General features: G+C 64.9%; 21 protein-coding genes. 15 read left to right on the top strand and 6 right to left on the bottom strand.

The window, feature by feature from the left end; translation table 11 throughout:
• Positions 1-57: 57 nt before the first annotated feature.
• Positions 58-675 (top strand): hypothetical protein, encoded by a 618-nt coding sequence (locus J1C56_RS05560; protein WP_214386846.1) that lies wholly within the window; start codon positions 58-60, stop codon positions 673-675.
• A 26-nt stretch (positions 676-701) separates the two neighbouring features.
• Here J1C56_RS05560 and J1C56_RS05555 read toward each other — a convergent pair whose 3' ends face one another.
• The gene (locus J1C56_RS05555) at positions 702-1,154 is read right to left on the bottom strand and encodes a nucleoside deaminase (RefSeq protein ID WP_214386844.1); all 453 of its coding nucleotides are present in this window, start codon (positions 1,152-1,154) and stop codon (positions 702-704) included.
• A gap of 76 nt (positions 1,155-1,230) precedes the next feature.
• On the opposite strand from J1C56_RS05555, the gene J1C56_RS05550 reads away from it, so the two are divergent.
• The 5 genes from J1C56_RS05550 (at position 1,231) to J1C56_RS05530 (ending at position 7,697) form a co-directional block, all read left to right on the top strand.
• Positions 1,231-3,474, top strand: a complete 2,244-nt coding sequence (locus tag J1C56_RS05550; RefSeq protein WP_214386842.1) for a pseudouridine synthase — start codon at positions 1,231-1,233, stop codon at positions 3,472-3,474.
• On the top strand, positions 3,474-4,028 hold the full coding sequence (rsmD, locus tag J1C56_RS05545) for a 16S rRNA (guanine(966)-N(2))-methyltransferase RsmD (RefSeq protein WP_214386840.1): 555 nt from the start codon (positions 3,474-3,476) through the stop codon (positions 4,026-4,028). Before J1C56_RS05550 ends, rsmD begins: the two co-directional genes overlap by 1 nt.
• 114 nt (positions 4,029-4,142) lie before the next feature.
• A complete protein-coding gene (locus J1C56_RS05540; RefSeq protein ID WP_214386838.1) occupies positions 4,143-5,516 on the top strand; it encodes a M16 family metallopeptidase in 1,374 nt (457 codons plus the stop codon).
• A 4-nt stretch (positions 5,517-5,520) separates the two neighbouring features.
• A complete protein-coding gene (locus J1C56_RS05535; RefSeq protein ID WP_214386836.1) occupies positions 5,521-6,879 on the top strand; it encodes a M16 family metallopeptidase in 1,359 nt (452 codons plus the stop codon).
• Complete coding sequence (locus J1C56_RS05530) at positions 6,876-7,697, top strand: patatin-like phospholipase family protein (protein ID WP_214386834.1); 822 nt, start codon at positions 6,876-6,878, stop codon at positions 7,695-7,697. Before J1C56_RS05535 ends, J1C56_RS05530 begins: the two co-directional genes overlap by 4 nt.
• A gap of 32 nt (positions 7,698-7,729) precedes the next feature.
• Here the strand turns inward: J1C56_RS05530 and J1C56_RS05525 are convergent, their stop codons facing one another.
• On the bottom strand, positions 7,730-9,160 hold the full coding sequence (locus J1C56_RS05525; RefSeq protein WP_214386832.1) for an MATE family efflux transporter: 1,431 nt from the start codon (positions 9,158-9,160) through the stop codon (positions 7,730-7,732).
• A 143-nt stretch (positions 9,161-9,303) separates the two neighbouring features.
• Between J1C56_RS05525 and J1C56_RS05520 the strand changes: the two genes are divergently transcribed.
• The 6 genes from J1C56_RS05520 to lpxK all read left to right on the top strand — a co-directional run bounded on the left by J1C56_RS05520 (position 9,304) and on the right by lpxK (position 14,905).
• Positions 9,304-10,647, top strand: a complete 1,344-nt coding sequence (locus tag J1C56_RS05520; RefSeq protein ID WP_214386830.1) for a TldD/PmbA family protein — start codon at positions 9,304-9,306, stop codon at positions 10,645-10,647.
• On the top strand, positions 10,640-11,440 hold the full coding sequence (locus tag J1C56_RS05515; protein WP_420797365.1) for a 3'(2'),5'-bisphosphate nucleotidase CysQ: 801 nt from the start codon (positions 10,640-10,642) through the stop codon (positions 11,438-11,440). Before J1C56_RS05520 ends, J1C56_RS05515 begins: the two co-directional genes overlap by 8 nt.
• A 78-nt stretch (positions 11,441-11,518) precedes the next feature.
• On the top strand, positions 11,519-11,770 hold the full coding sequence (locus tag J1C56_RS05510; protein WP_067963345.1) for a DUF4170 domain-containing protein: 252 nt from the start codon (positions 11,519-11,521) through the stop codon (positions 11,768-11,770).
• Entirely contained in the window at positions 11,770-12,564 is a 795-nt protein-coding gene (locus J1C56_RS05505; protein WP_214386826.1) for a lysophospholipid acyltransferase family protein, read from the top strand. Before J1C56_RS05510 ends, J1C56_RS05505 begins: the two co-directional genes overlap by 1 nt.
• Positions 12,561-13,877 carry a lipid IV(A) 3-deoxy-D-manno-octulosonic acid transferase gene (gene waaA / locus J1C56_RS05500; RefSeq protein WP_214386824.1) on the top strand — a complete coding sequence of 439 codons (1,317 nt, stop codon included), beginning with the start codon at positions 12,561-12,563 and terminating at the stop codon, positions 13,875-13,877. Before J1C56_RS05505 ends, waaA begins: the two co-directional genes overlap by 4 nt.
• Before the next feature lie 2 nt (positions 13,878-13,879).
• Complete coding sequence (gene lpxK, locus J1C56_RS05495; protein ID WP_214388241.1) at positions 13,880-14,905, top strand: tetraacyldisaccharide 4'-kinase; 1,026 nt, start codon at positions 13,880-13,882, stop codon at positions 14,903-14,905.
• Between the two features lie 49 nt (positions 14,906-14,954).
• Here lpxK and J1C56_RS05490 read toward each other — a convergent pair whose 3' ends face one another.
• Both J1C56_RS05490 and J1C56_RS05485 read right to left on the bottom strand, forming a co-directional pair.
• The gene (locus J1C56_RS05490) at positions 14,955-15,188 is read right to left on the bottom strand and encodes a DUF2093 domain-containing protein (protein ID WP_214386822.1); all 234 of its coding nucleotides are present in this window, start codon (positions 15,186-15,188) and stop codon (positions 14,955-14,957) included.
• 136 nt (positions 15,189-15,324) lie between these two features.
• On the bottom strand, positions 15,325-16,251 hold the full coding sequence (locus J1C56_RS05485) for a LysR substrate-binding domain-containing protein (protein ID WP_214386820.1): 927 nt from the start codon (positions 16,249-16,251) through the stop codon (positions 15,325-15,327).
• An 88-nt stretch (positions 16,252-16,339) separates the two neighbouring features.
• On the opposite strand from J1C56_RS05485, the gene J1C56_RS05480 reads away from it, so the two are divergent.
• On the top strand, positions 16,340-17,245 hold the full coding sequence (locus J1C56_RS05480) for a DMT family transporter (RefSeq protein ID WP_246591187.1): 906 nt from the start codon (positions 16,340-16,342) through the stop codon (positions 17,243-17,245).
• A 4-nt stretch (positions 17,246-17,249) separates the two neighbouring features.
• On the opposite strand, the gene mutL is transcribed toward J1C56_RS05480, so the two are convergent.
• Both mutL and J1C56_RS05470 read right to left on the bottom strand, forming a co-directional pair.
• Positions 17,250-19,094, bottom strand: a complete 1,845-nt coding sequence (mutL, locus tag J1C56_RS05475; protein ID WP_214386818.1) for a DNA mismatch repair endonuclease MutL — start codon at positions 19,092-19,094, stop codon at positions 17,250-17,252.
• Between the two features lie 272 nt (positions 19,095-19,366).
• Positions 19,367-20,269: a LysR substrate-binding domain-containing protein gene (locus tag J1C56_RS05470; RefSeq protein ID WP_214386816.1), complete on the bottom strand. Its 903-nt coding sequence runs from the start codon at positions 20,267-20,269 to the stop codon at positions 19,367-19,369.
• 91 nt (positions 20,270-20,360) lie between these two features.
• On the opposite strand from J1C56_RS05470, the gene J1C56_RS05465 reads away from it, so the two are divergent.
• Both J1C56_RS05465 and J1C56_RS05460 read left to right on the top strand, forming a co-directional pair.
• Positions 20,361-21,926: a trimethylamine methyltransferase family protein gene (locus tag J1C56_RS05465; RefSeq protein WP_214386814.1), complete on the top strand. Its 1,566-nt coding sequence runs from the start codon at positions 20,361-20,363 to the stop codon at positions 21,924-21,926.
• Positions 21,926-22,333 (top strand): nuclear transport factor 2 family protein, encoded by a 408-nt coding sequence (locus J1C56_RS05460; RefSeq protein WP_214388237.1) that lies wholly within the window; start codon positions 21,926-21,928, stop codon positions 22,331-22,333. The genes J1C56_RS05465 and J1C56_RS05460 overlap by 1 nt, the downstream gene beginning before the upstream one ends.
• Positions 22,334-22,363: the final 30 nt, after the last annotated feature.

Below are 22,363 nucleotides of genomic sequence, written 5' to 3'. Positions count from 1 at the left end.
CGGGACCCGGCTCAAGGCCGGCATCTAGCGAGAGGCGTTCGAGTGAAAATTACTGGCATGACGGACCGCATCAGCGCGCGCGGAGCTTTGCTTGCGTCGCTCGCCGTTTCCGGCCTGGCGCTTACGGGCTGCATGAGCGCGCCCACCTACGGCACCGACAAGACGGCGACGACCCAGCTTGCTGGCGACATCACCAACATCCTGTCGTTGAAGCCGAAGACCAACAGCATCGACTACAAGCCGCGCCCCGAACTGGTGAAGCCGAAGACCGGCCAGGTGGCGGCGCTGCCGGCGCCGCAGGACAACATTGTGACGACGGCGAGCGCCGATTGGCCCGAATCGCCCGAGGCGCGTCGCGCCCGCATTCGCGACGATGCGACCAAGAACCGTGACAATCCCAATTTCGAACCTCAGGTCGTCAACGACATGTCCGCGCTGAACGGCCCTGACATGAGTAAGTGGACACCGGCCCAGCGCAAGATCGAGATCGAGCGCCGCCTGCGCGAGAACAAGCAGGGCAGTGCCACCACGCGCAAATATCTGAGCGAGCCGCCTGTGACATACCGTCAGGCATCGGCCACCGCTGCGCAGGATGAGCTCGGCGAAGACGAGATCAAGAAGGAACGCCGCAAGAAGAAGCTTGCCAAGAAGGGCAGCAGCTGGTGGCCGTTCTGATCCAAGCTTGAACGCGTCGCGATCGATTAGAGGTCGCGACGGTCTTTGAAAAAACCTTTCAGTATTTCAGCCGCGCGCGTTTCGCCTATTCCCGGATAGACGTCGGGCGCGTGATGGCAGGTAGGCGCGGCGAAGAAACGTACGCCGCTGACCACCGCACCGCCCTTGTCGTCGACCGCTCCGAAATAAAGCCGCCTGATCCGTGCGAAGGAGAGGGCGGCGGCGCACATCGTGCAAGGTTCCAGCGTGACATAGAGATCGTGGCCGGTGAGCCGCTCGGAGCCGAGTTTCTCCGACGCCTCGCGGATCGCCAGCACTTCGGCGTGGGCCGTGACGTCGTTGAGTTCACGTGTGCGGTTGCCGGCACGGGCGACGATTTCGCTGCCGTGGACGATGACTGCGCCGATCGGAACTTCGCCGCGTAGGGCCGCGGCTTCCGCCTCGGCAAAGGCCAATGCCATGTAATCGGGCCGTTTCACGCCTCAACCATCCTGTTACCCCTCGCTAACCCCCGAGCTTCCTGTTATCTAGCCGCCGAAAAGGGCAAAGGCCACCATGGACGACGATCGTAAGAAATTCCCCCGCAAGGGCGGGTCAAAACCGGCTGGTGCAGGCGGCCGCGACGGCGGTGCGAAGAAATTCGGCAAGCCGCGCGCGGAAGGTGGCGCCAAGCCCTTTGCCAAGAAGCCGTACGCACCGCGTCCTGCTAGTGCAAGCGGTGGCGATCGGCCTGATCGTCCCAAGCGTGATTTCGGTCCGCGCGACGGCGAAGCGCGTCCTGCAAGCGGCGAGCGTACCTTCAACAAGGGGCCGCGCCCGGAGGGCAAGCCTTACGAGAAGCGCGAAGGCAAGCCTTTTGGCGACAAGCCCTTTGCCAAGAAGCCTTTTGTGAAGCGTTCCGAAGGTGCTGAAGGCGGCGAACGTCCCAAGCGTGATTTTGCTCCGCGCGACGGTGCTGCGCGTCCCGAACGCTCGGCAGCGCCATTCCGCAAGGGCCCGCGCCCGGAAGGCAAGCCCTACGAAAAGCGTGAAGGCGGCCGCTCTTTTGGCGACAAGCCATATCGTCCGCGTGCTGCCGAAGGTGCCGAGGGCGCTGAGCGTCCGCGCCGCGAATTCAACCGTGACGATCGTCCGCGTGATGGGGCTGCGCGTCCCGAACGCTCGGCGACACCGTTCCACAAGGGCCCGCGTCCAGAGGGCAAGCCCTATGAAAAGCGTGAAGGCGGCCGCTCTTTTGGTGGCGACAAGCCTTACCGGGCGCGTCCCGCCGAAGGCGGCGAGCGTCCGAACCGCGAGTTCCGCCCGCGTGACGGCGAAGCACGGCCTGCAAGTGGCGATCGCCCGTTCCGTTCCGGGCCACGCCCCGAAGGCGGCAGGCCTTACGAGAAGCGCGAAGGTGGCGAAGCAAGAGCATTCCGGCCCCGGACCGATGGCGACCGTGGTCCCAAGCCAGACGGCTTCAAGCCGCGTTCGCGCGCTCCCGAGGAAGCACCCGAGCCGGGCGAACGCATCGCCAAGCGCCTGGCGCGTGCAGGCCTGGCCTCGCGTCGCGATGCCGAGGAGCTGATTGCCGCTGGCCGCGTCAAGGTCAACAACAAGATACTGGCGTCACCGGCGGTCAACGTCATGCCGGACGACATCATCCATCTCGACGGCATGGAAATCCCGCCGATCGAGCGTACCCGCCTGTTCCTGTTCCACAAGCCTGCAGGCGTGGTCACCACCAACCGCGACCCCGAGGGCCGCAAGACCGTCTTCGACGTGCTGCCCCAGGAGCTGCCGCGCCTGATGACCATCGGCCGGCTCGACATCAACACCGAAGGCCTGCTGCTGCTGACCAATGACGGTGGGTTGTCGCGAGTCCTGGAACTGCCGGCGACCGGCTGGCTGCGCCGCTACCGCGTGCGCGTACATGGCAAGGTCGAGCAGAAGACGCTTGACGGTCTCAAGGATGGCATCGCCGTCGAGGGCGTGTTCTACGGCTCGATCGAAGCGACGCTCGACCGCGAGCAGGGCAGCAATGCCTGGATCACCATCGGGCTGCGCGAAGGCAAGAACCGCGAGGTCAAGAACATCCTCGGCGCGCTCGGCCTCGAAGTGAACCGCCTGATCCGCATCTCCTATGGTCCGTTCCAGCTCGGCGAGCTGCCTGAAGGCCATGTCCAGGAGATCAAGGGCAAGATGCTGCGCGACCAGCTTGGCGAGCGGCTGATCGAGGAGTCGGGTGCCAATTTCGACGCCGACATCGTCAAGCCCTTCTCCAACAAGCCGACGTTCCGCAATGCAACGCCGCCGCGTGTCGAAGAGCCGGAGCGTCCAAAGTTCCAGCGCGACGGTGAGCGTGGGCGTATCGGCGAGGGCGGCCTGATCAAGAACCGCAAGCGCTCCAACGAGCGCCACCGCGAGGACGTGCTCGGCCGCCTGTCGACCGAGCGTCCCAAATTTGGCGACAAGCCCGGTTTCGGCGACAAGCCGAAGTTCGGTGATCGGCCCAAGTTTGGCGACAAGCCCAAGTTTGGCGATAAGCCGAAGTTCGGTGGCAAGAAGGGCGACGAACGCGAGAAGAAGCCGTTCGAAACCCCTGGCGCCCGCAAGGCCAATGTCTGGATGGCTCCGGGCGCGCGTCCGCAGAGCGAAAAGGCCAAGGCCGAAGCAGCTGCGAGGCCGCCGCGCGACAAGCCGCGCTTTGATAAGCCACATTCTGACAAGCCCCGTTCTGACAGGCCCCGTTCTGACAGGCCCAAGGGTGATGGCCCGCGCGGTGGACGTCCGGGCGGTCCGCGCCGGGATCGCGGCTGATGCGGGTTGTTGGTGGCGAATTGCGCGGCAGGCCGTTGGCCACGCCGCGTGACAACGCCATCCGTCCGACCACCGATCGCACCCGCGAGGCGGTGTTCAACATGCTTGCCCATCGCTTCGCCGACAGGCTCGAGGGTGCGCGCGTGCTCGATCTTTTTGCCGGCACCGGCGCACTCGGTATCGAAGCGCTGTCGCGCGGCGCGCCCTATTGCGTGTTCATCGAGGAATCAGCGGAAGGCCGCGGGCTCATCCGCACCAATGTCGAAAGCTTCGGCTTGACCGGCCGGACCAAGATCTTCCGCCGCGACGCAACTGGTCTCGGCGATGCGGGCACGCTCGGGCCATTCGGGCTGGTCTTCGCCGACCCGCCCTATGGCAAAGGACTGGGCGAAAAGGCCCTGCGCTCGGCCCGCGCCGGCGGCTGGCTTGCACCTGGTGCGCTATGCGTCGTCGAAGAAGCCGCCGCCGCGGCATTCGAGCCGGGCCCAGGCTTTTCGATCGTCGACGAACGTTCGTATGGCGAGACGGTTATCCGCTTCATCGAAGCCGAATAGCTGGCAGGCGCCCGACTTCGGCCTCTTTCGGACCGGAAGATTACGAACAATTCACTTCCCGCCGCTTTGTGCCGAAGCCTATAAGGCGGGCACGTCCACATTCAGAGGCAGTCGATGATCTTGAAATTCTTGCGGGCGAAAGCTTCGCTGCCAACCGTATTTGCCTTGGGCCTTGCCTGGACGGCACCGGTTCTGGCCGAAGCGCCACGCAGCGACTGGAAGGTCACCAGCTTCACGCTCGACAACGGAATGCAGGTCGTCGTCATCCCCGACCATCGTGCGCCGATCGCAACGCACATGGTCTGGTACAAGGTCGGCAGCGCCGACGAGATGCCCGGCAAGTCGGGTATCGCCCACTTCTTCGAACACCTGATGTTCAAGGGGACGGCTAATCACAAGGCCGGCGAGTTCGGCCAGAAGATCGCCGAGATCGGCGGCAGCGAGAACGCCTTCACCACCTACGACTACACCGCCTACCACCAGACGGTGACACCTGGTGCACTCGAAACGATGATGAGCTTCGAGGCCGACCGGATGCGCAATCTGGTACTGACCGATGCGGTGATCGGCCCCGAGCGCGACGTCATCCTGGAAGAACGCCGCTCGCGCGTCGAAAACAATCCGGGCGCGCTGCTCAACGAGGAAGTCGACGCGACGCTGTACCAGAACCAGCCTTATCGCATTCCGGTCATCGGCTGGATGCATGAGATCGAGAAGCTCAACCGGGTCGACGCGACCGCTTTCTACGGACAGTATTACGCGCCCAACAACGCGATCCTGATTGTTGCCGGCGATGTCGAGCCGGAGACGGTCAAGGCGCTTGCCGAGAAGACCTATGGCAAGGTGGCGCGCGGCCCGGAGCTTCCGCCGCGCATCCGCCCGACCGAGCCAGAGCAGAACACCAAGCGTACAGTCGAGCTGACCGACGAGCGCGTCAGCGTGCCGAGCTTCTCCAAGGCCTGGGTTGTTCCGTCCTACCAGACGGCCGAGCCTGGCGAGGCCGAGGCGCTCGATCTTCTGTCGGAGATCCTTGGCGGTGGCAGCCGCAGCCGGCTCTACCAGGGCCTGGTCGTCAAGGACGGCATTGCCTCCTCCGCCGGCGCCTTCTTCCAGGGCACGATGGTCGACGACACCAGCTTCACCGTCTATGGTGCGCCGCGTGGCGAAGCCGGGCTGCAGCAGGTGGAAGCCGCCGTCGACGTCGAGATCCGCCGCATCATCAAGGACGGCGTGACATCGGACGAGCTCGAAAAGGCCAAGGACCGCTTTGTCCGCTCGATGATCTTTGCCCGCGACAACCAGGCGAGCATGGCCAACATCTATGGCGCCACGCTGGCGACCGGAGGCACGGTTGCCGACATCGAGCAGTGGCCAGACAGGATCCGCGCGGTGACGACCGACCAGATCAAGGCGGTTGCCGCCAAGTACCTCAATCCCGACCATTCGGTTGCCGGCTATCTGTTGCCTGCCAAATCTGTCGAGAAATGATTTGATGACCACGCTCATGGCAATGCGTTTAAAGGTTCTTGTATCGGCTGCGACGCTGATGCTGGCGCTCGTGTTTTTAGTGCTGCCGGCGGTGGTTGCCGCACGCGCAGAGGTCCGGATCCAGGAGGTCAAGTCCGACAAGGGCATCACCGCCTGGCTGGTCGAGGACTATTCGGTGCCGATCATCGCCATCAAGTTCCTGTTCGATGGCGGCAGCACGCAAGACCCTGTCGGCAAGGAAGGGCTCGCCAATCTGATGACCGGGCTTTTCGACGAAGGTGCCGGCGATCTCGACAGCGACGCCTTTCAGATCAAGCTTGACGAAGCCGGCGCGGAAATGGGCTTCAACGAAGGCAATGATGCCGTCGGCGGCGGCATGCGCATGCTGGCCGAGCGGCAGGACGATGCGTTCGAGTTGCTGAAGCTCGCCGTCGAGAAGCCGCGCTTCGACCAGGCACCGATCGACCGCATCCGCTCGCAGATCGTCAACGGCATCGTCGCCAATGCGCGCGACCCCGAAACCCAGGCGGCACGCAAATGGGCCGAGGCGATCTACAGCACGCATCCTTATGCGCGGCCCGACATGGGCACGGAGAAATCGCTGGCCACGATCACGGCGGATGACCTGCGCGCTTTCCACAAGGCCAATTTCACCCGCGAAAACATCCATGTCGCCGTTGTCGGGGCTATCGATGCCGAAGCTCTGAAGAAGCGGCTCGACCAGGTGTTCGGCGCGTTGCCGGAAAAGGCCGAGTTGCGGCCGGTCGAGCGTGTCGAGCCGAGGCTCGGCCAGACGATGCACATCGAGTATCCGCTGCCGCAGACCTCGCTGCAGCTCGTCTACCCAGGTGTTCCGCGCGAGGCGCCGGACTTCCTCGCCGCCGCTCTCATGGAGCATATCCTCGGCGGCGGCACATTCTCGTCGCGGCTGTTTGACGAGGTGCGCGAAAAGCGCGGGCTGGCCTACAGCGTCAGCTCGGCGCTGATCAACCAGGAGCATTCGTCGTCGCTGATCATCGGCACCGCGTCGCGGTCGGACCGGGCAGCCGAAACGCTTGGCGTCATCCGCGAGGTGATCCGCAAGATGGCGGAGGAGGGCCCCACCGAGGCCGAACTCGACGCGGCCAAGAAATACATGCTTGGCGCCTATGCCATCAACAATCTCGATTCCTCAGGCGCTATCGCCGGCACGCTTGTCGACCTGCAGACCGACAAGCTCGGTATCGACTACATGCAAAGGCGCATCGACCTGATCAATGCCGTCAAACTCGACGACGTGAAGGCGGCGGCACGCAAGCTGCTGTCGGTCGAACCGGCGATCATGATCCTCGGTCCGAAATTTGTCGAAGCGAGCAAGGGATGAGCGCCACCTTCGCACTCGCTCTCGGTGGTGGCGGCGCGCGCGGCCTCGCCCATATCCATGTCATCGAGGCGCTGGACGAACTCGGCATCAAGCCGGTGGCGATCGCGGGTTCTTCCATCGGCGCGGTCATGGGCGCCGGCATGGCCGCCGGCCTGACCGGCAAGGAAATCCACGAGCATTCCCGATCCGTACTTGGCCGGCCGGCGGAGGTGGCAAGCCGCATGTGGCGGGCCCGGCCGGGCACGCTCTCGGAGATGGTCGAGACCGGCATCAGGGTCACCCAGTTCAATGTCGAGCGCATCCTCAAGTCGTTCCTGCCCGAGGGCGTGCCGGCAACCTTCGAGGAGCTGAAGCTGCCCTTGAAGGTGACGGCAACCGACTATTACGGCCATTGCCTGAAGGTGTTCGAGGAGGGCGAGCTGTTTTCAGCCCTTGCCGCATCGGCGGCAATCCCGGCGGTGTTCAAGCCGGTGACGCGCGGCAATACCCTCTATATCGACGGCGGCATCTACAATCCGGTGCCGTTCGACCTGCTCGAGGGCCTGGCCGACCACATCATCGCCATCGACGTCGTTGGCGCGCCGTTCGAAAACGGGCGCAAGCAGCCCAACTCCATCGACCTGATGTTTGGCGCAACCCAGTTGATGATGCAGTCGATCATCGCCAACAAGCTCGGCCAGAACCCGCCCGACATCTTCCTGAGGCCGCCGGTGTCGCGCTTCAAGGCGCTCGATTTCCTGAAGATCGACCAGGTGATGGCCGAGACGGCGGCCATCAAGGACGAGCTCAAGCGCGCCGTGGACGAGATCCTTCAGTAGGCCAGTAGGCCGAACGGGCCGTCGGTTTCCGCCTATTGCAGGGTGGATGCCTTGCCGGTGGAGAACGGCGACTGCGCTGCCGGAGGCGGCGCCGGCACCGGCTCGTCCTGATGCTGCGGTTCGCGCGCGATCGCGTTGACGACGCGGAAGCAGACAAACATCGACACCACCCCGAACACGACCGCGCCCAGGCCCCATCCGGCGATGACGCCGATGGCACCCCAGTAATGCGCGCCGATCCAGACGAAGGGGATGACGCCGAGCGTCGAGCGGCCCCAGTTGAACACGGTTGAGTAGGTCGGATAGCCCAGATTGTTGAAGGCAGCGCTCGAAACGAAGATCGCGCCATTGAACAGGAAGCTGCCGGCGGCGAAATGGCAAAAGAACACGATCAGTTCGCGGGCGATGCCCTCGGCCCCGAAGGCGCTGGCGATCGGGTTGGCGAAGATCGCCAGCAGCGCCCAGACGGCCAGCACATAGACGATGGTGAACAGCAGGCTGTCGCGCATCGTCGTTGTCAGGCGGTCGAACTTGCGGGCGCCGTAGTTCTGCCCGAGGATCGGCCCGACGGCACCTGAAAGCGCGAAGATGACGCCGAAGGCGACCGGCACCAGCCGGCCAATGATCGCCCAGCCGGCCACCGCCTGGTCACCGAAAGCGGCCATTTCGATAGTGACATAGGCGTTGCCGACAGGGGTTGCGACCTGGGTCAGCATCGCCGGCACGCCGATGGCGAAGAATGGACGAACAGCCTCGCGCAACCCGCTCAGATCGGGGATCTTGATCAGCTTGTGCACGACATGGGCACCGTGCAGGCCAATGGCCAGCATCACGAAACGCGTCAGCACCGTCGAGATGGCCGCACCGTCGAGGCCGAGGTCGAAGCCGAAGATCAGGATCGGGTCGAGAATGGCCGCAGCGATGCCGCTGCCTAGCGTCACATACATCGCCCGTCGCGCATCGCCGACGCCGCGCAGAATGCCTGTCGTGCACATGCCGAGCGCCATGATAGGGAAAGACGGCAGCACGATCTGCAGGAACCGCGTCGACAGGTCGAGCGTGGCGCCGGTGGCGCCAAGCAGCGACAGCAGCGGGCGCAGGAAAGGCAGGGCAGCGAGCGTCATCACCAGCGTGGCAATGCCCATGAAGACCATCGATGCGCCGCCCATGCGCCGGGCTTCCTCGCGCTGGCCACGGCCAAGGCAGCGCGCCACCAGCGCGCCGCAGGCGATGGTGAAGCCGATCGAGATCGATAGGGTGAAGAACAGCAGTGTCGAGGCAAAGCCGATCGCGGCAGCCAGTTCCTCGATGCCGAGCAGCGAAATATAGAACAGGTTGAGCGCGTCGACGATGAAGATGGCGATCAGGCCGACCGATCCGGTGCCGGTCATGACCACGACATGGCGCATGGTCGAACCGGTGGTGAATTTTGCCGGTGCCGCCGCCGGGGCCTGTGTGGACATGCGATTTCCCAAAGATTTCGACGGCGAAGCGCCTGATTAGGGCCGTTTGACCATGCACCCGCCCATTGCACAAGCGGGTTGGGGACAATAGATGGGGTGGTACGGGCCGCGACCAACGGGCGGCAAGCAATCGGAAAATGCCAATGAACGATACCAACGACGCCGCGAAACTGGCCGACCGGGTGGCGAGCCTCGTCGAGGCGGCAAAAAAGGCCGGTGCCGACGCAGCCGACGCCGTTGCCGTGCGTGGGCGCTCGACAAGTGTTTCGGTGCGCCTCGGCAAGGTCGAGGCAACCGAAGCCTCCGAGAGCGAGGATATGTCGCTCAGGGTGTTCGTCGGCCAGCGCGTCGCCAGCGTTTCGGCCACTGCCGCTTCTGATCCCAAGGTGTTGGCCGAACGCGCCGTGGCGATGGCCAGGGTTTCGCCCGAGGATCCCTATCAGGGTCTGGCGGATGCATCGTTGCTGGCGCATGCGCCGCGCGACCTCGATCTGTTCGACAACGCGGTCGTTTCGGCTGAACGCCTGAAGGAAGACGCGCTCGCCGCCGAAGAGGCCGCGCTCGCTGTCAAGGGCGTGACCAATTCATCCGGCGCAGGCGCTGCCGCTGGTCTTGGCGGGCTCGTGCTTGCGACGTCGCACGGCTTCGTCGGCCACTATGTCGGATCGCGCTTCTCACGCTCCGCCAGCGTCATCGCCGGCGAGGGCACGTCGATGGAGCGCGACTACGATTTTTCGTCACGCATTCACTTCGCCGATCTCGATGCGGCTGACGAAATCGGCCGCAAGGCCGGCGAGCGCGCCGTCAAGCGGCTCAACGCGCGCAAGGCTGCGACCGGGCCTGTCGACGTCGTTTTCGATCCGCGTGTCGCGCGCGGCATCGCAGGACACCTCGCAGGCGCCATCAATGGCGCGTCGGTAGCCCGCAAGACCAGCTTCCTGCGCGACATGATGGGCAAGCAGGTGGCATCCGCCGCCATCACCGCCATCGACGAGCCGTTGAAGCTGCGCGGCCAGGCGTCGCGTCCGTTCGACGGCGAAGGCATCGAGGGTGCGACGCTCAGGATGGTCGACAAGGGCGTGCTCAACCATTGGTTCCTGTCGACATCGGCGGCGCGCGAGCTCGGCCTCGTCACCAACGGCCGTGGCGCGCGTGGCGGCTCGTCGGTGTCGCCGTCGTCGACCAATTTCAGCATCGAGCCGGGCGACCGTTCGCCCGAGGAGATCATCCGTTCGCTCAAGCGCGGCTTCTACGTCACCGAGGTGTTCGGCCAGGGCGTCGACATGGTGACGGGCGAATACAGCCGTGGCGCCTCGGGCTTCTGGATCGAAAATGGCGAGATCACCTGGGCGGTCTCGGAGGTGACGATCGCCTCAAATCTCAAGGACATGTTCCTGCGCATGGTGCCAGCGAGCGATCTCGACCGCAATTTTGGCACTGCCGCGCCAACGCTTCTGATCGAAGGCATGACCCTTGCCGGTGACTGACAACATCGACAGCGCCGATCTCAAGGCTGAACTCGAACTGCTGCGTGCTGCGGCCACCGAGGCAGGGCGGATCGCCATGGGCTTTTTCCGCCAGAGCCCGGAAGTCTGGTTCAAGGGCGGCAATTCGCCGGTCAGCGAGGCCGACTACGCCGCCGACCATTATCTGCGCGACACGTTGCTGGCGGCACGGCCTGACTATGGCTGGCTGTCGGAGGAAACCGCAGACAATCCCGACCGGCTCGGCGCGCGCCGTACCTTCGTCGTCGATCCGATCGATGGCACGCGCGGTTTTGTCGAAGGGCGCACGGCATGGTGCGTCAGCGTTGCCGTCGTCGAGAACGGCCGCTCGCTTGCCGGCGTGCTCGAATGCCCTGCCCGTAACGAGACCTATTGGGCGGTCGCCGGCGGTGGCGCCTTTCTAAATGGCGCGCCGCTCGAGGTGCGTGAGATGGGCGAACGCATCCGTATCGCCGGCCCCAAGCCGATGATCGACGGGATGCCTGCGGAATGGCAGGACAGGCTCGATCGCGAGGCCTATATTCCGTCCCTGGCCTACCGCGTTGCGATGATCGCCAACGGGGCGCTCGACGCAACCTTCGTCAAGCCGAATGCCCATGATTGGGACATCGCGGCGGCCGAACTTATACTGACCGAGGCTGGTGGAAAGCTGCTTGACCGGCACGGCAACAAGCTCGCCTTTGCGGGCAGCGATATCGTTCATGGCGCGCTGATGGCCGGCAGCGGGACGCTGCTCGACGTCATGGCCGAGGTGATTGCCCGCTACAACGGTTGATGATTTTACCAAGTGTTCCAAAACGGCTCGCTTTGGTCTAGATCAGGCAAGCCCTGAGATGATGAATCAAGGAAACAGATGTCCGAAGAAAACGGAAAAAAGCAGCTCCTGCATCTGGTGTTTGGCGGCGAGTTGACGAAGCTCGGCGGAACTGAGTTCCGCGATCTCGATGCGCTCGACATGGTTGGCATCTATCCCGACTACAAGTCGGCCGAGTTGGCCTGGAAGGCGAAGGCGCAGGCGAGCGTGGACAACGCCCACATGCGCTATTTCGTCGTCCACCTGCATCGGTTGCTGGAGCCCGACACAAAGGCCGCCGGTCAGAACTGATGGAGCAACCCCGCATGGCGTCGCCGGCCGTGAGGCCCGCGGCGAAGAAGAAGCGCGTCAAGCAGCCGGCGTCGAAGGCGTTCTGGCGCCGCATTCGCGAGCCGCTTGCCAAGTCGCGTTTCGCCAAGGGTGCGGTGGCGAGCCTGTTTGCCGGCGCGATGCGTTTCATCAAGCTGACCAATCCGCTGGTCAAAGGCTCGTATGAGCTGGCCGGGGGCAGCTACGCCGACAGTGAACCGCTGATCGTCGGCCTGTGGCATGGCCAACATCTGCTGGCGCCGGCGCTCTATCCGAGCAAGCGCGGCCTGGTGGCTATGGTGTCGCGCAGCGCCGATGCCGAGCTCAATGCGCTGGTCATCAACAAGTTCGGCATCGAGGCTGTGCGTGGCTCCGGCGGGCGTGAAACCAAGAGCAAGCTCGAAAAAGGTGGTGCGACCGCGCTGATCGCCCTGAAAAAGGCGCTCGATGCCGGCAAGAACGTATGCATGATCGCTGACATTCCGCATGGCACGCCGCGCGACGCCGGCATGGGTATCGTGCTTTTGGCGCGCCTTTCCGGGCGTCCGATCGCGCCGGCGGCGATTGCCAGCAGCCGCCGCAAGGTGCTGGAAGGCAGCTGGGACAAGACCACGATCAACCTGCCGTTCGGCCGCTGCGCCATTTTCGTCGCCCCCCTGATCGAGGTTCCTGCCGACGCCGACGACGCGGAGATGGAGCGCAAGCGCCAGGAACTGACCGCCGCCATCGACTATGCCACCGAGCAGGCCTATCGCCTGGTGGACGGTGGCAAATGAGCGAACGCTGGGCGCGCGCCTTCCTCAGAGCCTATCGCTACGCAGGTGCAGCTGCCTATCCGATGGTTGGCACCTATGTCGCCTGGCGGGCTTCCAAGGGCAAGGAAGACCACAACCGCCGGCGTGAGCGCTACGGCGTGCCGAGCCGGGAGCGGCCTGACGGGCCACTGATCTGGTTCCATGCGGCGAGCGTCGGCGAGACGATTGCGGTCGTGCCGTTGATCGAATCGATCCTTGGTTATGGCATCCATGTCGTGCTGACGACGGGTACCGTTACCTCGGCACAGGTCGCGGAGGAACGGCTGGGCGGCCGCATCATCCATCAGTATGTGCCGCTCGACCTCAAGCCGGCGGTCAGCCGTTTCCTGGATCACTGGCACCCCGACCTTGCGATCATCGCCGAATCGGAAATCTGGCCGATGACGATCCTCGAACTCGGCGCGCGCCGCGTGCCGCAGATTCTGGTCAATGGGCGGCTGTCCGACCGCTCGTTCAAGTCGTGGAAAAAGCGCGCCTACATCGCCGAGGCGCTGTTCGAGAACATGGCCCATGTGGTGGCGCAGTCGGAGGTCGACGGCGAGCGTTTCCGTGCGCTCGGCGCGCGCCCCGTCACCGTGTCGGGAAACCTCAAGGTCGATACGTCGCCGCCGCCGGCCGACGAAGGCGCCCTTTACGCCATCCAGCGCCAGATCGGCCGCCGCCCGACCTGGGCCGCCGTGTCGACCCACGACGGCGAGGAAGTGATGGCTGCCGAAGTGCACGCCATGCTGCGCAGCCGCCACCGCAGTCTCTTGACCATCATCGTGCCGCGCCATCCCGATCGCGCCGCGGCATTGGCGACGGAACTGACGGCCATGGGCCTGAATGTCGCCCGTCGCAGCACAGGCGACCGCATCACGCCTGACACCGATATCCTGCTCGGCGACACCATTGGCGAGATGGGGCTTTACCTGCGCCTCACCGAGATCGCGTTCGTTGGCCGTTCGATGACCGCGCATGGCGGCCAGAACCCGCTTGAACCGGCGATGCTCGACACCGCAGTGCTGGCCGGGCGCAACGTGCAGAATTTCCGCGACACCTACCAGCGTCTCATCGACCGAGGCGGCGCCAAGATCGTTCGCGACCGCGACATGCTCGCCGGGGCGGTCAATTTCCTGCTCGGCAACGAGATCGCGCGCCACGACATGATGACGGCGGGTGCCGCCACCGTCGAGGAAATGCGCGGCGCGCTCGCCCGGACGTTGAAGGCGCTCGAACCCTATATCCATCCGCTGATCGTGCAGTCGCGCCTCAAGGGCGCGGGCGGGAGGTAGATCTGGCCAGCGAAGCGCCTCCTTTCTGGTGGGAAAAGCCGGATTGGCGCGCTTTTGCGCTCTATCCGGCGTCGGCGCTCTATGCCCTGGTGGCGGGCCGGCGCATGAAGGCGGCCAAGCGCGAAAAGATGGACGCGCCGGTGCTGTGCGTTGGCAATTTCACCGTCGGCGGTACAGGCAAGACCCCGGTCGCCATCGCGCTCGCCAGACAGGCCAAGCGGATGCAGCTGGTGCCCGGCTTCCTGTCGCGCGGGCATGGCGGCAGCTTTGCCGAACCGCACATCGTCGACGCCCATCATGACAGTGCCAAGCATGTCGGCGACGAGCCGCTGCTTCTGGCCGAACATGCGCTGGTTGCGGTCTCTGCCAATCGGGCCGCCGGCGCGCGGATGCTGATTGAGCGCGGCTGCAACTTCCTCATCATGGATGATGGCTTCCAGAGCGCGCGCATCCACATCGACTATGCGCTGATCGTCGTCGATGCCCGCTACGGCCTGGGCAACGGACACGTCATCCCGGGCGGGCCGATGCGGGCGCGGCTGATCGACCAGCTCAGGTTCGCCGACGCCGTGCTCAAGATGGGCGAGGGCGAAAAGGCCGATGCGGTGGTTCGCCAGGCAGCGCGCGCCGGCAAGCCGGTCTTTGCCGCGATTGCGCGTCCCCGTGGTAAGAAGGCTTTCGCTGGCCGCCGGTTCCTCGCTTTCGCCGGCATCGGCCACCCGGAAAAGTTCTTCGCCACTCTGACCAAGGCCGGCGCTACGGTGGTCTTGGCGCATCCGTTCGCCGACCATCATTTCTACCTGCCGGACGAGCTCGAGGACCTTGCCACCGCCGCCCGCGCCGGCGAGCTCGAGCTGGTCACCACGTCCAAGGACGCGGCCAGGCTGCGCCATGGTGCGGCGTCACCCGAATTCCTGGAAAACCTGAACGTGCTGGAGATCGACGCGGTCTTCGACATCGAGAACGCGCCCGAGCGCATCATCAGTGAGACGCTCGAAGCCTGGCGGCGGCGCAAGATATCAGGTTGAAGATATCCGGCTGAAGATTACGGGCTGACGGGCGAGATCCTGACGGGCGCTATTTGCGCGTGCGCAGGTCCGGGTTCATGTCGATTTCGCGCGAAAGCGAAACCGCGGCATCGCGGTAAGGCTCCTGGCGGGCGACGCTCCAGTATTTGAGCTCGTCCAGCGGGATCAAGTCGCCCGTCACCGCGCAGCGCACGAAGGAGCCGGGGCTCGTCACCTGGAAATCGCCGTCGAGATAGCGGATGCGGGCTTCGCGTGCGCCGGGGCCTTCGAAACGGTTCATCATGGGCTTTCGCTCAATCTCCCTGTGCCGATCGCCGGCGCCATCGCCTGGACCTGAAATCTACAGTTTCTTGGGCCCATTAAGAAGGGCGTGCCGTGCAGTGCCCGGCTTTTACGGTCACAAAATGTCGGAGGTCAAGCTACCTGTCTTCAGAGAGGAACCGCTCGACCGTCTCTGGCGCTAGCTTAGCATGGTGGCCGATGCGACGCGCCAGTTCAGCCGCAGCACTTCTGGGCCGTCCCTGCGGGCGGTCGAGCCAGTAGGAGACCGGGTTCAGCGCGCGGTGCTCGTCGACGACGACGAGATGGCCCGCCTTCAGCTGGTTTTCGGTGAGCGGCGGACGCGCAAGTGCGATCCCAAGGCCATGGCTCGCCGCCGACAGCACCAGATTGTAGTCCTCGAAGCGGCGGTCCTGCGGGCGAGGGCGGTAGTCGAGGCCGTGGGTGCTGAACCAGGCGCGCCAGCTCGACGCGTCGGAATCGTGGATCAGCGGGAAGTCCAGCAGCCTTTCGGCGTTACCTTTGCCGATGCGGGCCGCAAGATCCGGCGCGGCGATGGGAAAGCAGTGCTCCTCGAACAGCTGCGTTGAGATGCGGCCCGGGATCTTGCCGCGTCCACAGCGAATGGACAGGTCGATGCCCTCGTCGGCGAGATCGGCCTGGCGGATGTCGATGTCGAGCACCACGCGCAGTTTTGGCGCGCCGGCTTCGAGTTCCGACAGGCGCGGCATCAGCCACAGGCTGGCGATGGACGGGATGGAAGTCAGCCGCACGACAGCGGTGCCGCGCGGCTCGACCCACCGGTCGGTGGTATCCGATATCAGCGAGAACGCCTCGCTGGCGCGCAGGTGCAGCCGCTGGCCTTCGAGCGTCAGCGTCACGCCGCGCGCGCCGCGCTCGAACAGCCTGAGCCCGAGCCAGTCCTCGAGCTTGGCGACCTGCCGGCTGATCGCGCCATGGGTCATGTTGAGCTTTTCGGCTGCCGCCGAGAAGCTGCCGCTGCGCGCCGCCGCCTGGAAGGCACGCAAGGTTTCGAGGGGGAGCATCTGTTCTGAGCTGTGATCCATGCTCACAGCTGAGCCTCGATTTATTCGTTTGTCAATCAGCTCCGCGTCAGGGAAATCTAGGCCAGACCCAAACTGACGAGGCCCAGCCATGACCGTCCAGACCAGCACCCAGACCGGCACGTCGAATCCGACACAGCGGGCTTCCGCCGTGACCGTGCTCGCAGTGGTCGTGACGATCGTCGGCTGGGCCTCGTCCTTTCCCGCCATCCGCGCCGGGCTGAGCGCCATCGATCCGATAGAGCTTGGCGCGCTGCGCTTCGCCATCGCCGCGGTGCCGTCGGCGATCTACCTGATGGTTCTGCGCCCAGCCTTGCCGGCGTTGAATGAACTCTGGCGCTTTGCCTTCGGTGGCGCCGTCTTCATCGCGCTTTATACGGTCCTGCTGAACTATGGCGAGATGACCGTCTCGGCGGGTGCGGCGAGCTTCATCATCAACGTCAATCCGATCATCACCGCCGTCTTGGCGATGATCCTGCTCGGCGAGCGCTTCCCAGTGCTTGCCTGGGTCGGCACCTTCCTGTCATTTGCCGGCATCGGCATCATCGCGCTCGGCGAGGGGCAGGGGCTGACCTTCAACACCGGCGCCTTGCTGATCCTGGGCTCGGCGCTGTGCACCTCGCTCAGCAGCATCGTCCAGAAGCGGCTGTACAGCCGCCATCGGCCGCTCACCGTCTCGGCCTGGAACATGATCCTCGGCGCGCTTTTCCTGGCGCCGGCACTGCCCAACGGCCTTGCCCAGATGTCGGTCGCCGATGCCGAACCCTTCTGGTCGGTCATCTATCTCGGCATCGTGCCGAGCCTGATCGCCTATGCCAGCTGGTCGGTGGCCCTGTCGCGACTGCCTGCGTCGCGCGCCTCCAACTTCATGTATTGCGTGCCGCCGGTGGCTGTTGCGATCGGCTTTTTCTGGCTCGGCGAGACCCCCGGCCTGTTTGGCATCCTCGGCGGCGCGCTGGCGCTGGCCGGCGTGGTGCTGGTCAATCTCAAGCGTTGATAAGCTACCTGCGTCCGAACAGCTTTTCGATGTCGGCCAGCTTGAGTTCGATATAGGTCGGGCGCCCGTGGTTGCAGGTGCCCGATCCCGGCGTCGCCTCCATCTGGCGAAGCAGCGCGTTCATCTCCTCGGGCCGCAGCCGGCGGCCTGACCGCACCGACCCGTGGCAGGCCATGGTGGCGGCAATCGCATGCAGCCGCTCCTTCAGCGTATCAGCGGTGTCGCTGTCGGCTATTTCGTCGGCGAGGTCGCGCACCAGCTGGGTGACATCGGTTTCGCCAAGCATTGCAGGCGTTTCGCGCACGGCCACCGCTCCGGGGCCGAAACGTTCGACGCCGAGGCCGAAGCGGGCAAGTGTTTCGGAATGCAGTGCCAGCCGCTCGGCGTCTTCCTCCGGCAGATCGACGATCTCGGGCAGCAACAGCATCTGCGAGGGGATCGGGCGCGAATGCAGCGCGTTCTTCAGCGCCTCATAGACAAGGCGCTCATGGGCAGCGTGCTGGTCGACGATGACGAGCGAGTCGCTGGTCTGGGCGACGATGTAGCTTTCATGGACCTGCGCTCGCGCGGCACCCAGTTCGGTCTGCAGCAGCGCTTCAACCACCTCGGCCTGGCCGGCGCGGGCATCGGCGCTATGCAGCGGTCCGGTGTCGAAGTGCGCCTGTGCTGCCTCGGCGAAGCCGGCGTCGAGCGGCCGGAATGGCGAGCGTTGCGGATCATAGTTTGTCGAGGCTGCGGCACGGAAATCCGGATTGTAGGCGCGATGGCCGTTGGCTGGACCAGGGTGGCCGTAGGTGGTGGTTCCCGGCCGGAATGCCCCCATCATCGCCTGCGTGCCGGTCGTCGCCGGCCGGATGCCGGCATTGGCAAGCGCCTGGCGGATCGCACCGACGATCAGGCCGCGCACCAGTCCGGGATCGCGAAAGCGCACATCGGCCTTGGCCGGATGCACGTTGACGTCGACATAGGCCGGGTCGAGCGTCAGGAACAGCACAGTCACCGCATGGCGGTCGCGCGGCAGAACGTCGGCATAGGCGCCGCGTATCGCCGAGGCGATCAGCTTGTCGCGCACCGGCCGGCCGTTGACATAGGCATATTGCTGCAGCGCGTTGCCCCTGGTGTAGGACGGGATCGAGACATGGCCCTCGAGCCGAACGCTCTCCCGCGCCGCATCGATGACGATCGAATTGTCGGGAAAATCCGTGCCCATCACCTGGGCGATGCGGGCAAGTCTGCCTTCGACTTCATCGGAAGTCGCCGAAAGTTCCAGCGTCGAGCGGTCGGTACCCGACAGAGTGAAGCGCACGGCGGGGAAGGCAATCGCAATGCGCTTGACGGTATCGGCGATTGCCGTTGCCTCGGCGCGCTCGGTCTTCATGAACTTGAGCCGGGCGGGCGTGGCGTAGAACAGGTCGCGCACCTCGACTGTGGTGCCGCGATTGCCTGGCGCCGGACGCACGCCCGACACGCGCCCGCCCTCGACCGAGATTTCTGCGCCGCTGTCGGCCTGGCGCGTTCGCGAACGGATGGCGAGCTTCGATACCGAGCCGATCGACGGCAAAGCCTCGCCGCGGAAGCCGAGCGAGCGGATGTCGAGAATGTCTTCGCCGAGCTTTGAGGTGCAATGGCGTGAGATCGCCAGCGAAAGCTCTTCTTCGGGCATGCCCGAACCGTCGTCGACGACGCGGATCAGATTGAGCCCGCCGCCTGATGTCGCCACCTCGATGCGCGAGGCACCGGCGTCGAGCGCGTTCTCGACCAGTTCCTTGACCACGCTGGCCGGCCGTTCGACGACCTCGCCGGCGGCGATCTGGTTGATCATTGTCTCGGAAAGCTGGCGAATGGGCATGGCAGGACTATAGCGGGATTCGGTTGCGCCGGGACAGGTGCATTGCGGCGCGCGGGACCGTCCACAGCGGATTGGTGGACATCCGCTTTTGCGGTCATGGCAGCTCTGCCCCTCATCCCCTGCCGGACCTTCTCCCCGTGAAATACGGGGAGAAGGAGGTTGGCCGCAACGGCGCCGCTTGCCCCTTCGCCCGTTTACGGGGAGAAGGTCCCGGCAGGAGGATGAGGGGCGGCGCGACAGTGCCAACAAGGGGCGGCACAACACGCAGCGCCTCACGCCTGCGCCGCCAGCCAGTCGCGCACCTTCTCCGCGCTTTCAGTGAGGGTGCGGTTCCTCGGCCACGCCACATGGAAGCCCTTGCCTGTCGTCATCACGTGGTCGGAAAGCCTGACCAGAAGCCCAGCTGATATCAGCCGGTCGGTGAGGTGGCGCCAGCCGAGCGCGATGCCCTGGCCTTCCATGACCGCCTGGATGACAAGCACATAGTCGTTGATGACCAGCCCGCGCTTGGCAACCGCGCCGTTGAGACCGGCTGACTGGAACCATTCGTTCCAGGTCGCGGCCGGGCGATAGGGTTCTTCGAGATGGATCAGGTGGTGCAGGGTCATTTCCGCAGGTGTCATTGGCGTGCCGGCACGCGCCAGATAGGCCGGGCCGGCGACGGGATAGACCTCCTCGCCGGCAATCGGGGCCAGTTCATAGTCCGGCCAGTCAGAGGCGCCGCCGCCGCGAATGCCCAAAGGGATGCCCTCCGCCACCAGGTCGAGGTCGCGATCGGCTGTCTGGATACGCAGGTCGATGCCGGGCAGGTCGTCGCGGAACTTCTGCAGACGTGGCATCATCCAGAACGAGGCAAAGGCCGTAGAGGCCGACAGCGTCACATGCATGCCGCCGGCGCGTGCCCTGAGCTCCTCCGCCGACTTGCGGATATGTGACAGGCCGAGCGTGACATCGGCATGGAAACGTTCGCCGGCTTCCGTCAGCAGCACCTGTCTGTGCCGGCGCTGGAACAGCTTGGCGCCAAATTGGTCTTCAAGTCCGCGGATCGCATAAGAAACGGCGGCTTGGGTCATGCCGAGCTCGCGGCCGGCGGCGGTGAAGCTCGCCAGCCGCCCGGCGGCTTCGAAGACGATCAGGCTGCCCGCGGAGGGTAGCAGGTGGCGAAGGCTTTGCATAAGCCATGCTTATGCAAATCATGAGGATTTTCAAGCGTCACAGCACGCGATCCAAAGGCTAGCTTCATGTCAGAGCGATCTGGAGCCCGACATGAGCGTTGCCACAGCCGAAGCACCCAGCGAACCCGCCAAGCGGCGCGAGCGCGGCGGCCGCAACGCCCGCCGGGAGCAGCGTTCGCATGGGCCGGAGGCGCATGGCCGGCCCTATATCGTCAGGAACATCCCGACATATGACATCCTGTCGGAGGAAAATCTGGTTCGCGTCGAGCAGACTGCCGATCGTATCCTCGCCGAAATCGGCATCGAGTTCCGCGACGATCCCGTGGCGCTCGACCACTGGCGGCGGGCAGGGGCCAAGGTCGAGGGTGTGCTGGTCAAGTTCGAGCCCGGCCTGCTCCGCGAGCTACTCAAGACCGCGCCTGCGGCCTTCACCCAGCATGCGCGAAACCCCGCAAGTTCGGTCGAAATCGGCGGCAAGAGCGTCGTCTTCTCTCCGGCCTATGGCTCGCCCTTTGTCATGGATCTCGACAAGGGCCGCCGCTACGGTACCATCGAGGACTTCCGCAATTTCGTGAAGCTGGCGCAGGCATCGCCCTGGCTGCATCATTCCGGCGGTACGATCTGCGAGCCGGTCGACGTGCCTGTGAACAAGCGCCATCTCGACATGGTCTACAGCCACATCCGCTATTCCGACCGCGGCTTCATGGGCTCGGTGACGTCGGAAAGCCGTGCCGAGGATTCCATCGACATGGCCCGCATTGTCTTCGGCGAAAAATTCACCGACGAGAATTGCGTCATCCTCGGCAACGTCAACGTCAACTCGCCGCTGGTCTGGGACGCGACCATGACAACGGCGCTGCGTGCCTATGCCCGCGCCAACCAGGCGGCGGTCATCGTGCCCTTCATCCTCGGCGGCGCCATGGGCCCGGTCACCAATGCCGGTGCCATCGCCCAGTCGTTGGCCGAGACCATGGCTGGCTGCGCCCTGACCCAGCTCGAGCGGCCCGGCGCGCCGGTCATCTTCGGCAACTTCCTCTCGTCCATGTCGCTACGCTCGGGCTCACCGACCTTCGGCACGCCGGAACCGGCCATCGGCTCGATGGTCATCGGGCAACTGGCGAGAAGGCTGAACCTGCCGTTGCGCTGCTCCGGCAATTTCACCACCTCGAAGCTGCCCGACGCCCACGCCATGAACGAGGGCACCATGTCGATGCTGGCGGCGGTGCATTGCGGCGCCAACTTCATCCTGCATTCGGCCGGCTTCCTCGACGGGCTGTTGTCGATGTCCTACGAGAAGTTCGTCATGGACGCCGATTTCTGCGGCGCGCTGCACACCTATCTCGACGGCGTGAAGATCGACGACAACCAGCTGGCGCTCGACGCTTTCAAGGAAGTCGGGCCCGGCAGTCATTTCTTCGGCTGCGCCCACACGATGCAGAACTACGAGACGGCTTTCTGGGATTCGGCGATCGCCGACAACGAGCCTTATGAAAAATGGGAGGCGGCAGGCTCTTCCGACGCGGCCACCCGCGCCAACAAGCGCTGGAAGACGATGCTCGCCGAATACGAGGCGCCGCCGCTCGATCCCGGCATCGACGAGGCGCTGCAGGAGTTCATGACGCGCAAGAAGGCGTCGATGGAAGACGCGTGGTATTGATGGTCGACGACGGCTCTTCGCGCGATCAGCCATTCGAGCCGGTTGCGGCCTTGACGCAGTACCACGCCGCGATCGACGCTCTCGACTTCAAGGCCATCGAGGCCTGCTTTGTCCCCGATGCTGAATACGTCTCGGACGGAGTCGGCACGATTGCTGGCCGCGACGCGATCATGGAGGCTTTTCGCGGCTATTTCGCGATCTATGGCGACCAGATTTCCAAGGACGAGGCAGTGGCTGCGCTGTCGCCGCGCTCCGCATGGTCGCGCTGGCGGCTCGAGGCGACGCATGCCCTCACCGGCGCGCGTCTCAGCCGGTCGGGCGAGGAGATGGTCCACTTCGATGCGCAGGGCAGGATCGTGCGGGTCGAGGTGAAAGATGACGTTGCGGCGCAAGGCAGCCGTCAATGATGCGTGGTATTGAGGGCAGCCAATCCAACG

The organism is Aminobacter anthyllidis, from assembly GCF_018555685.1.
In the GTDB taxonomy this organism is placed as follows: domain Bacteria; phylum Pseudomonadota; class Alphaproteobacteria; order Rhizobiales; family Rhizobiaceae; genus Aminobacter; species Aminobacter anthyllidis.
This window is presented reverse-complemented; position numbering and strand designations above follow the sequence as displayed.

Bases quoted from the DNA above. Each gene is read 5' to 3' on its own strand.
- J1C56_RS05560 (WP_214386846.1), top strand. From the start codon at position 58: ATGACGGACCGCATCAGCGCGCGCGGAGCTTTGCTTGCGTCGCTCGCC.
- J1C56_RS05550 (WP_214386842.1), top strand. From the start codon at position 1,231: ATGGACGACGATCGTAAGAAATTCCCCCGCAAGGGCGGGTCAAAACCG.
- rsmD (WP_214386840.1), top strand. From the start codon at position 3,474: ATGCGGGTTGTTGGTGGCGAATTGCGCGGCAGGCCGTTGGCCACGCCG.
- J1C56_RS05540 (WP_214386838.1), top strand. From the start codon at position 4,143: ATGATCTTGAAATTCTTGCGGGCGAAAGCTTCGCTGCCAACCGTATTT.
- J1C56_RS05535 (WP_214386836.1), top strand. From the start codon at position 5,521: ATGACCACGCTCATGGCAATGCGTTTAAAGGTTCTTGTATCGGCTGCG.
- J1C56_RS05530 (WP_214386834.1), top strand. From the start codon at position 6,876: ATGAGCGCCACCTTCGCACTCGCTCTCGGTGGTGGCGGCGCGCGCGGC.
- J1C56_RS05525 (WP_214386832.1), bottom strand. From the start codon at position 9,160: ATGTCCACACAGGCCCCGGCGGCGGCACCGGCAAAATTCACCACCGGT.
- J1C56_RS05520 (WP_214386830.1), top strand. From the start codon at position 9,304: ATGAACGATACCAACGACGCCGCGAAACTGGCCGACCGGGTGGCGAGC.
- J1C56_RS05510 (WP_067963345.1), top strand. From the start codon at position 11,519: ATGTCCGAAGAAAACGGAAAAAAGCAGCTCCTGCATCTGGTGTTTGGC.
- J1C56_RS05505 (WP_214386826.1), top strand. From the start codon at position 11,770: ATGGAGCAACCCCGCATGGCGTCGCCGGCCGTGAGGCCCGCGGCGAAG.
- waaA (WP_214386824.1), top strand. From the start codon at position 12,561: ATGAGCGAACGCTGGGCGCGCGCCTTCCTCAGAGCCTATCGCTACGCA.
- J1C56_RS05490 (WP_214386822.1), bottom strand. From the start codon at position 15,188: ATGATGAACCGTTTCGAAGGCCCCGGCGCACGCGAAGCCCGCATCCGC.
- J1C56_RS05485 (WP_214386820.1), bottom strand. From the start codon at position 16,251: ATGGATCACAGCTCAGAACAGATGCTCCCCCTCGAAACCTTGCGTGCC.
- J1C56_RS05480 (WP_246591187.1), top strand. From the start codon at position 16,340: ATGACCGTCCAGACCAGCACCCAGACCGGCACGTCGAATCCGACACAG.
- mutL (WP_214386818.1), bottom strand. From the start codon at position 19,094: ATGCCCATTCGCCAGCTTTCCGAGACAATGATCAACCAGATCGCCGCC.
- J1C56_RS05470 (WP_214386816.1), bottom strand. From the start codon at position 20,269: ATGCAAAGCCTTCGCCACCTGCTACCCTCCGCGGGCAGCCTGATCGTC.
- J1C56_RS05465 (WP_214386814.1), top strand. From the start codon at position 20,361: ATGAGCGTTGCCACAGCCGAAGCACCCAGCGAACCCGCCAAGCGGCGC.
- J1C56_RS05460 (WP_214388237.1), top strand. From the start codon at position 21,926: ATGGTCGACGACGGCTCTTCGCGCGATCAGCCATTCGAGCCGGTTGCG.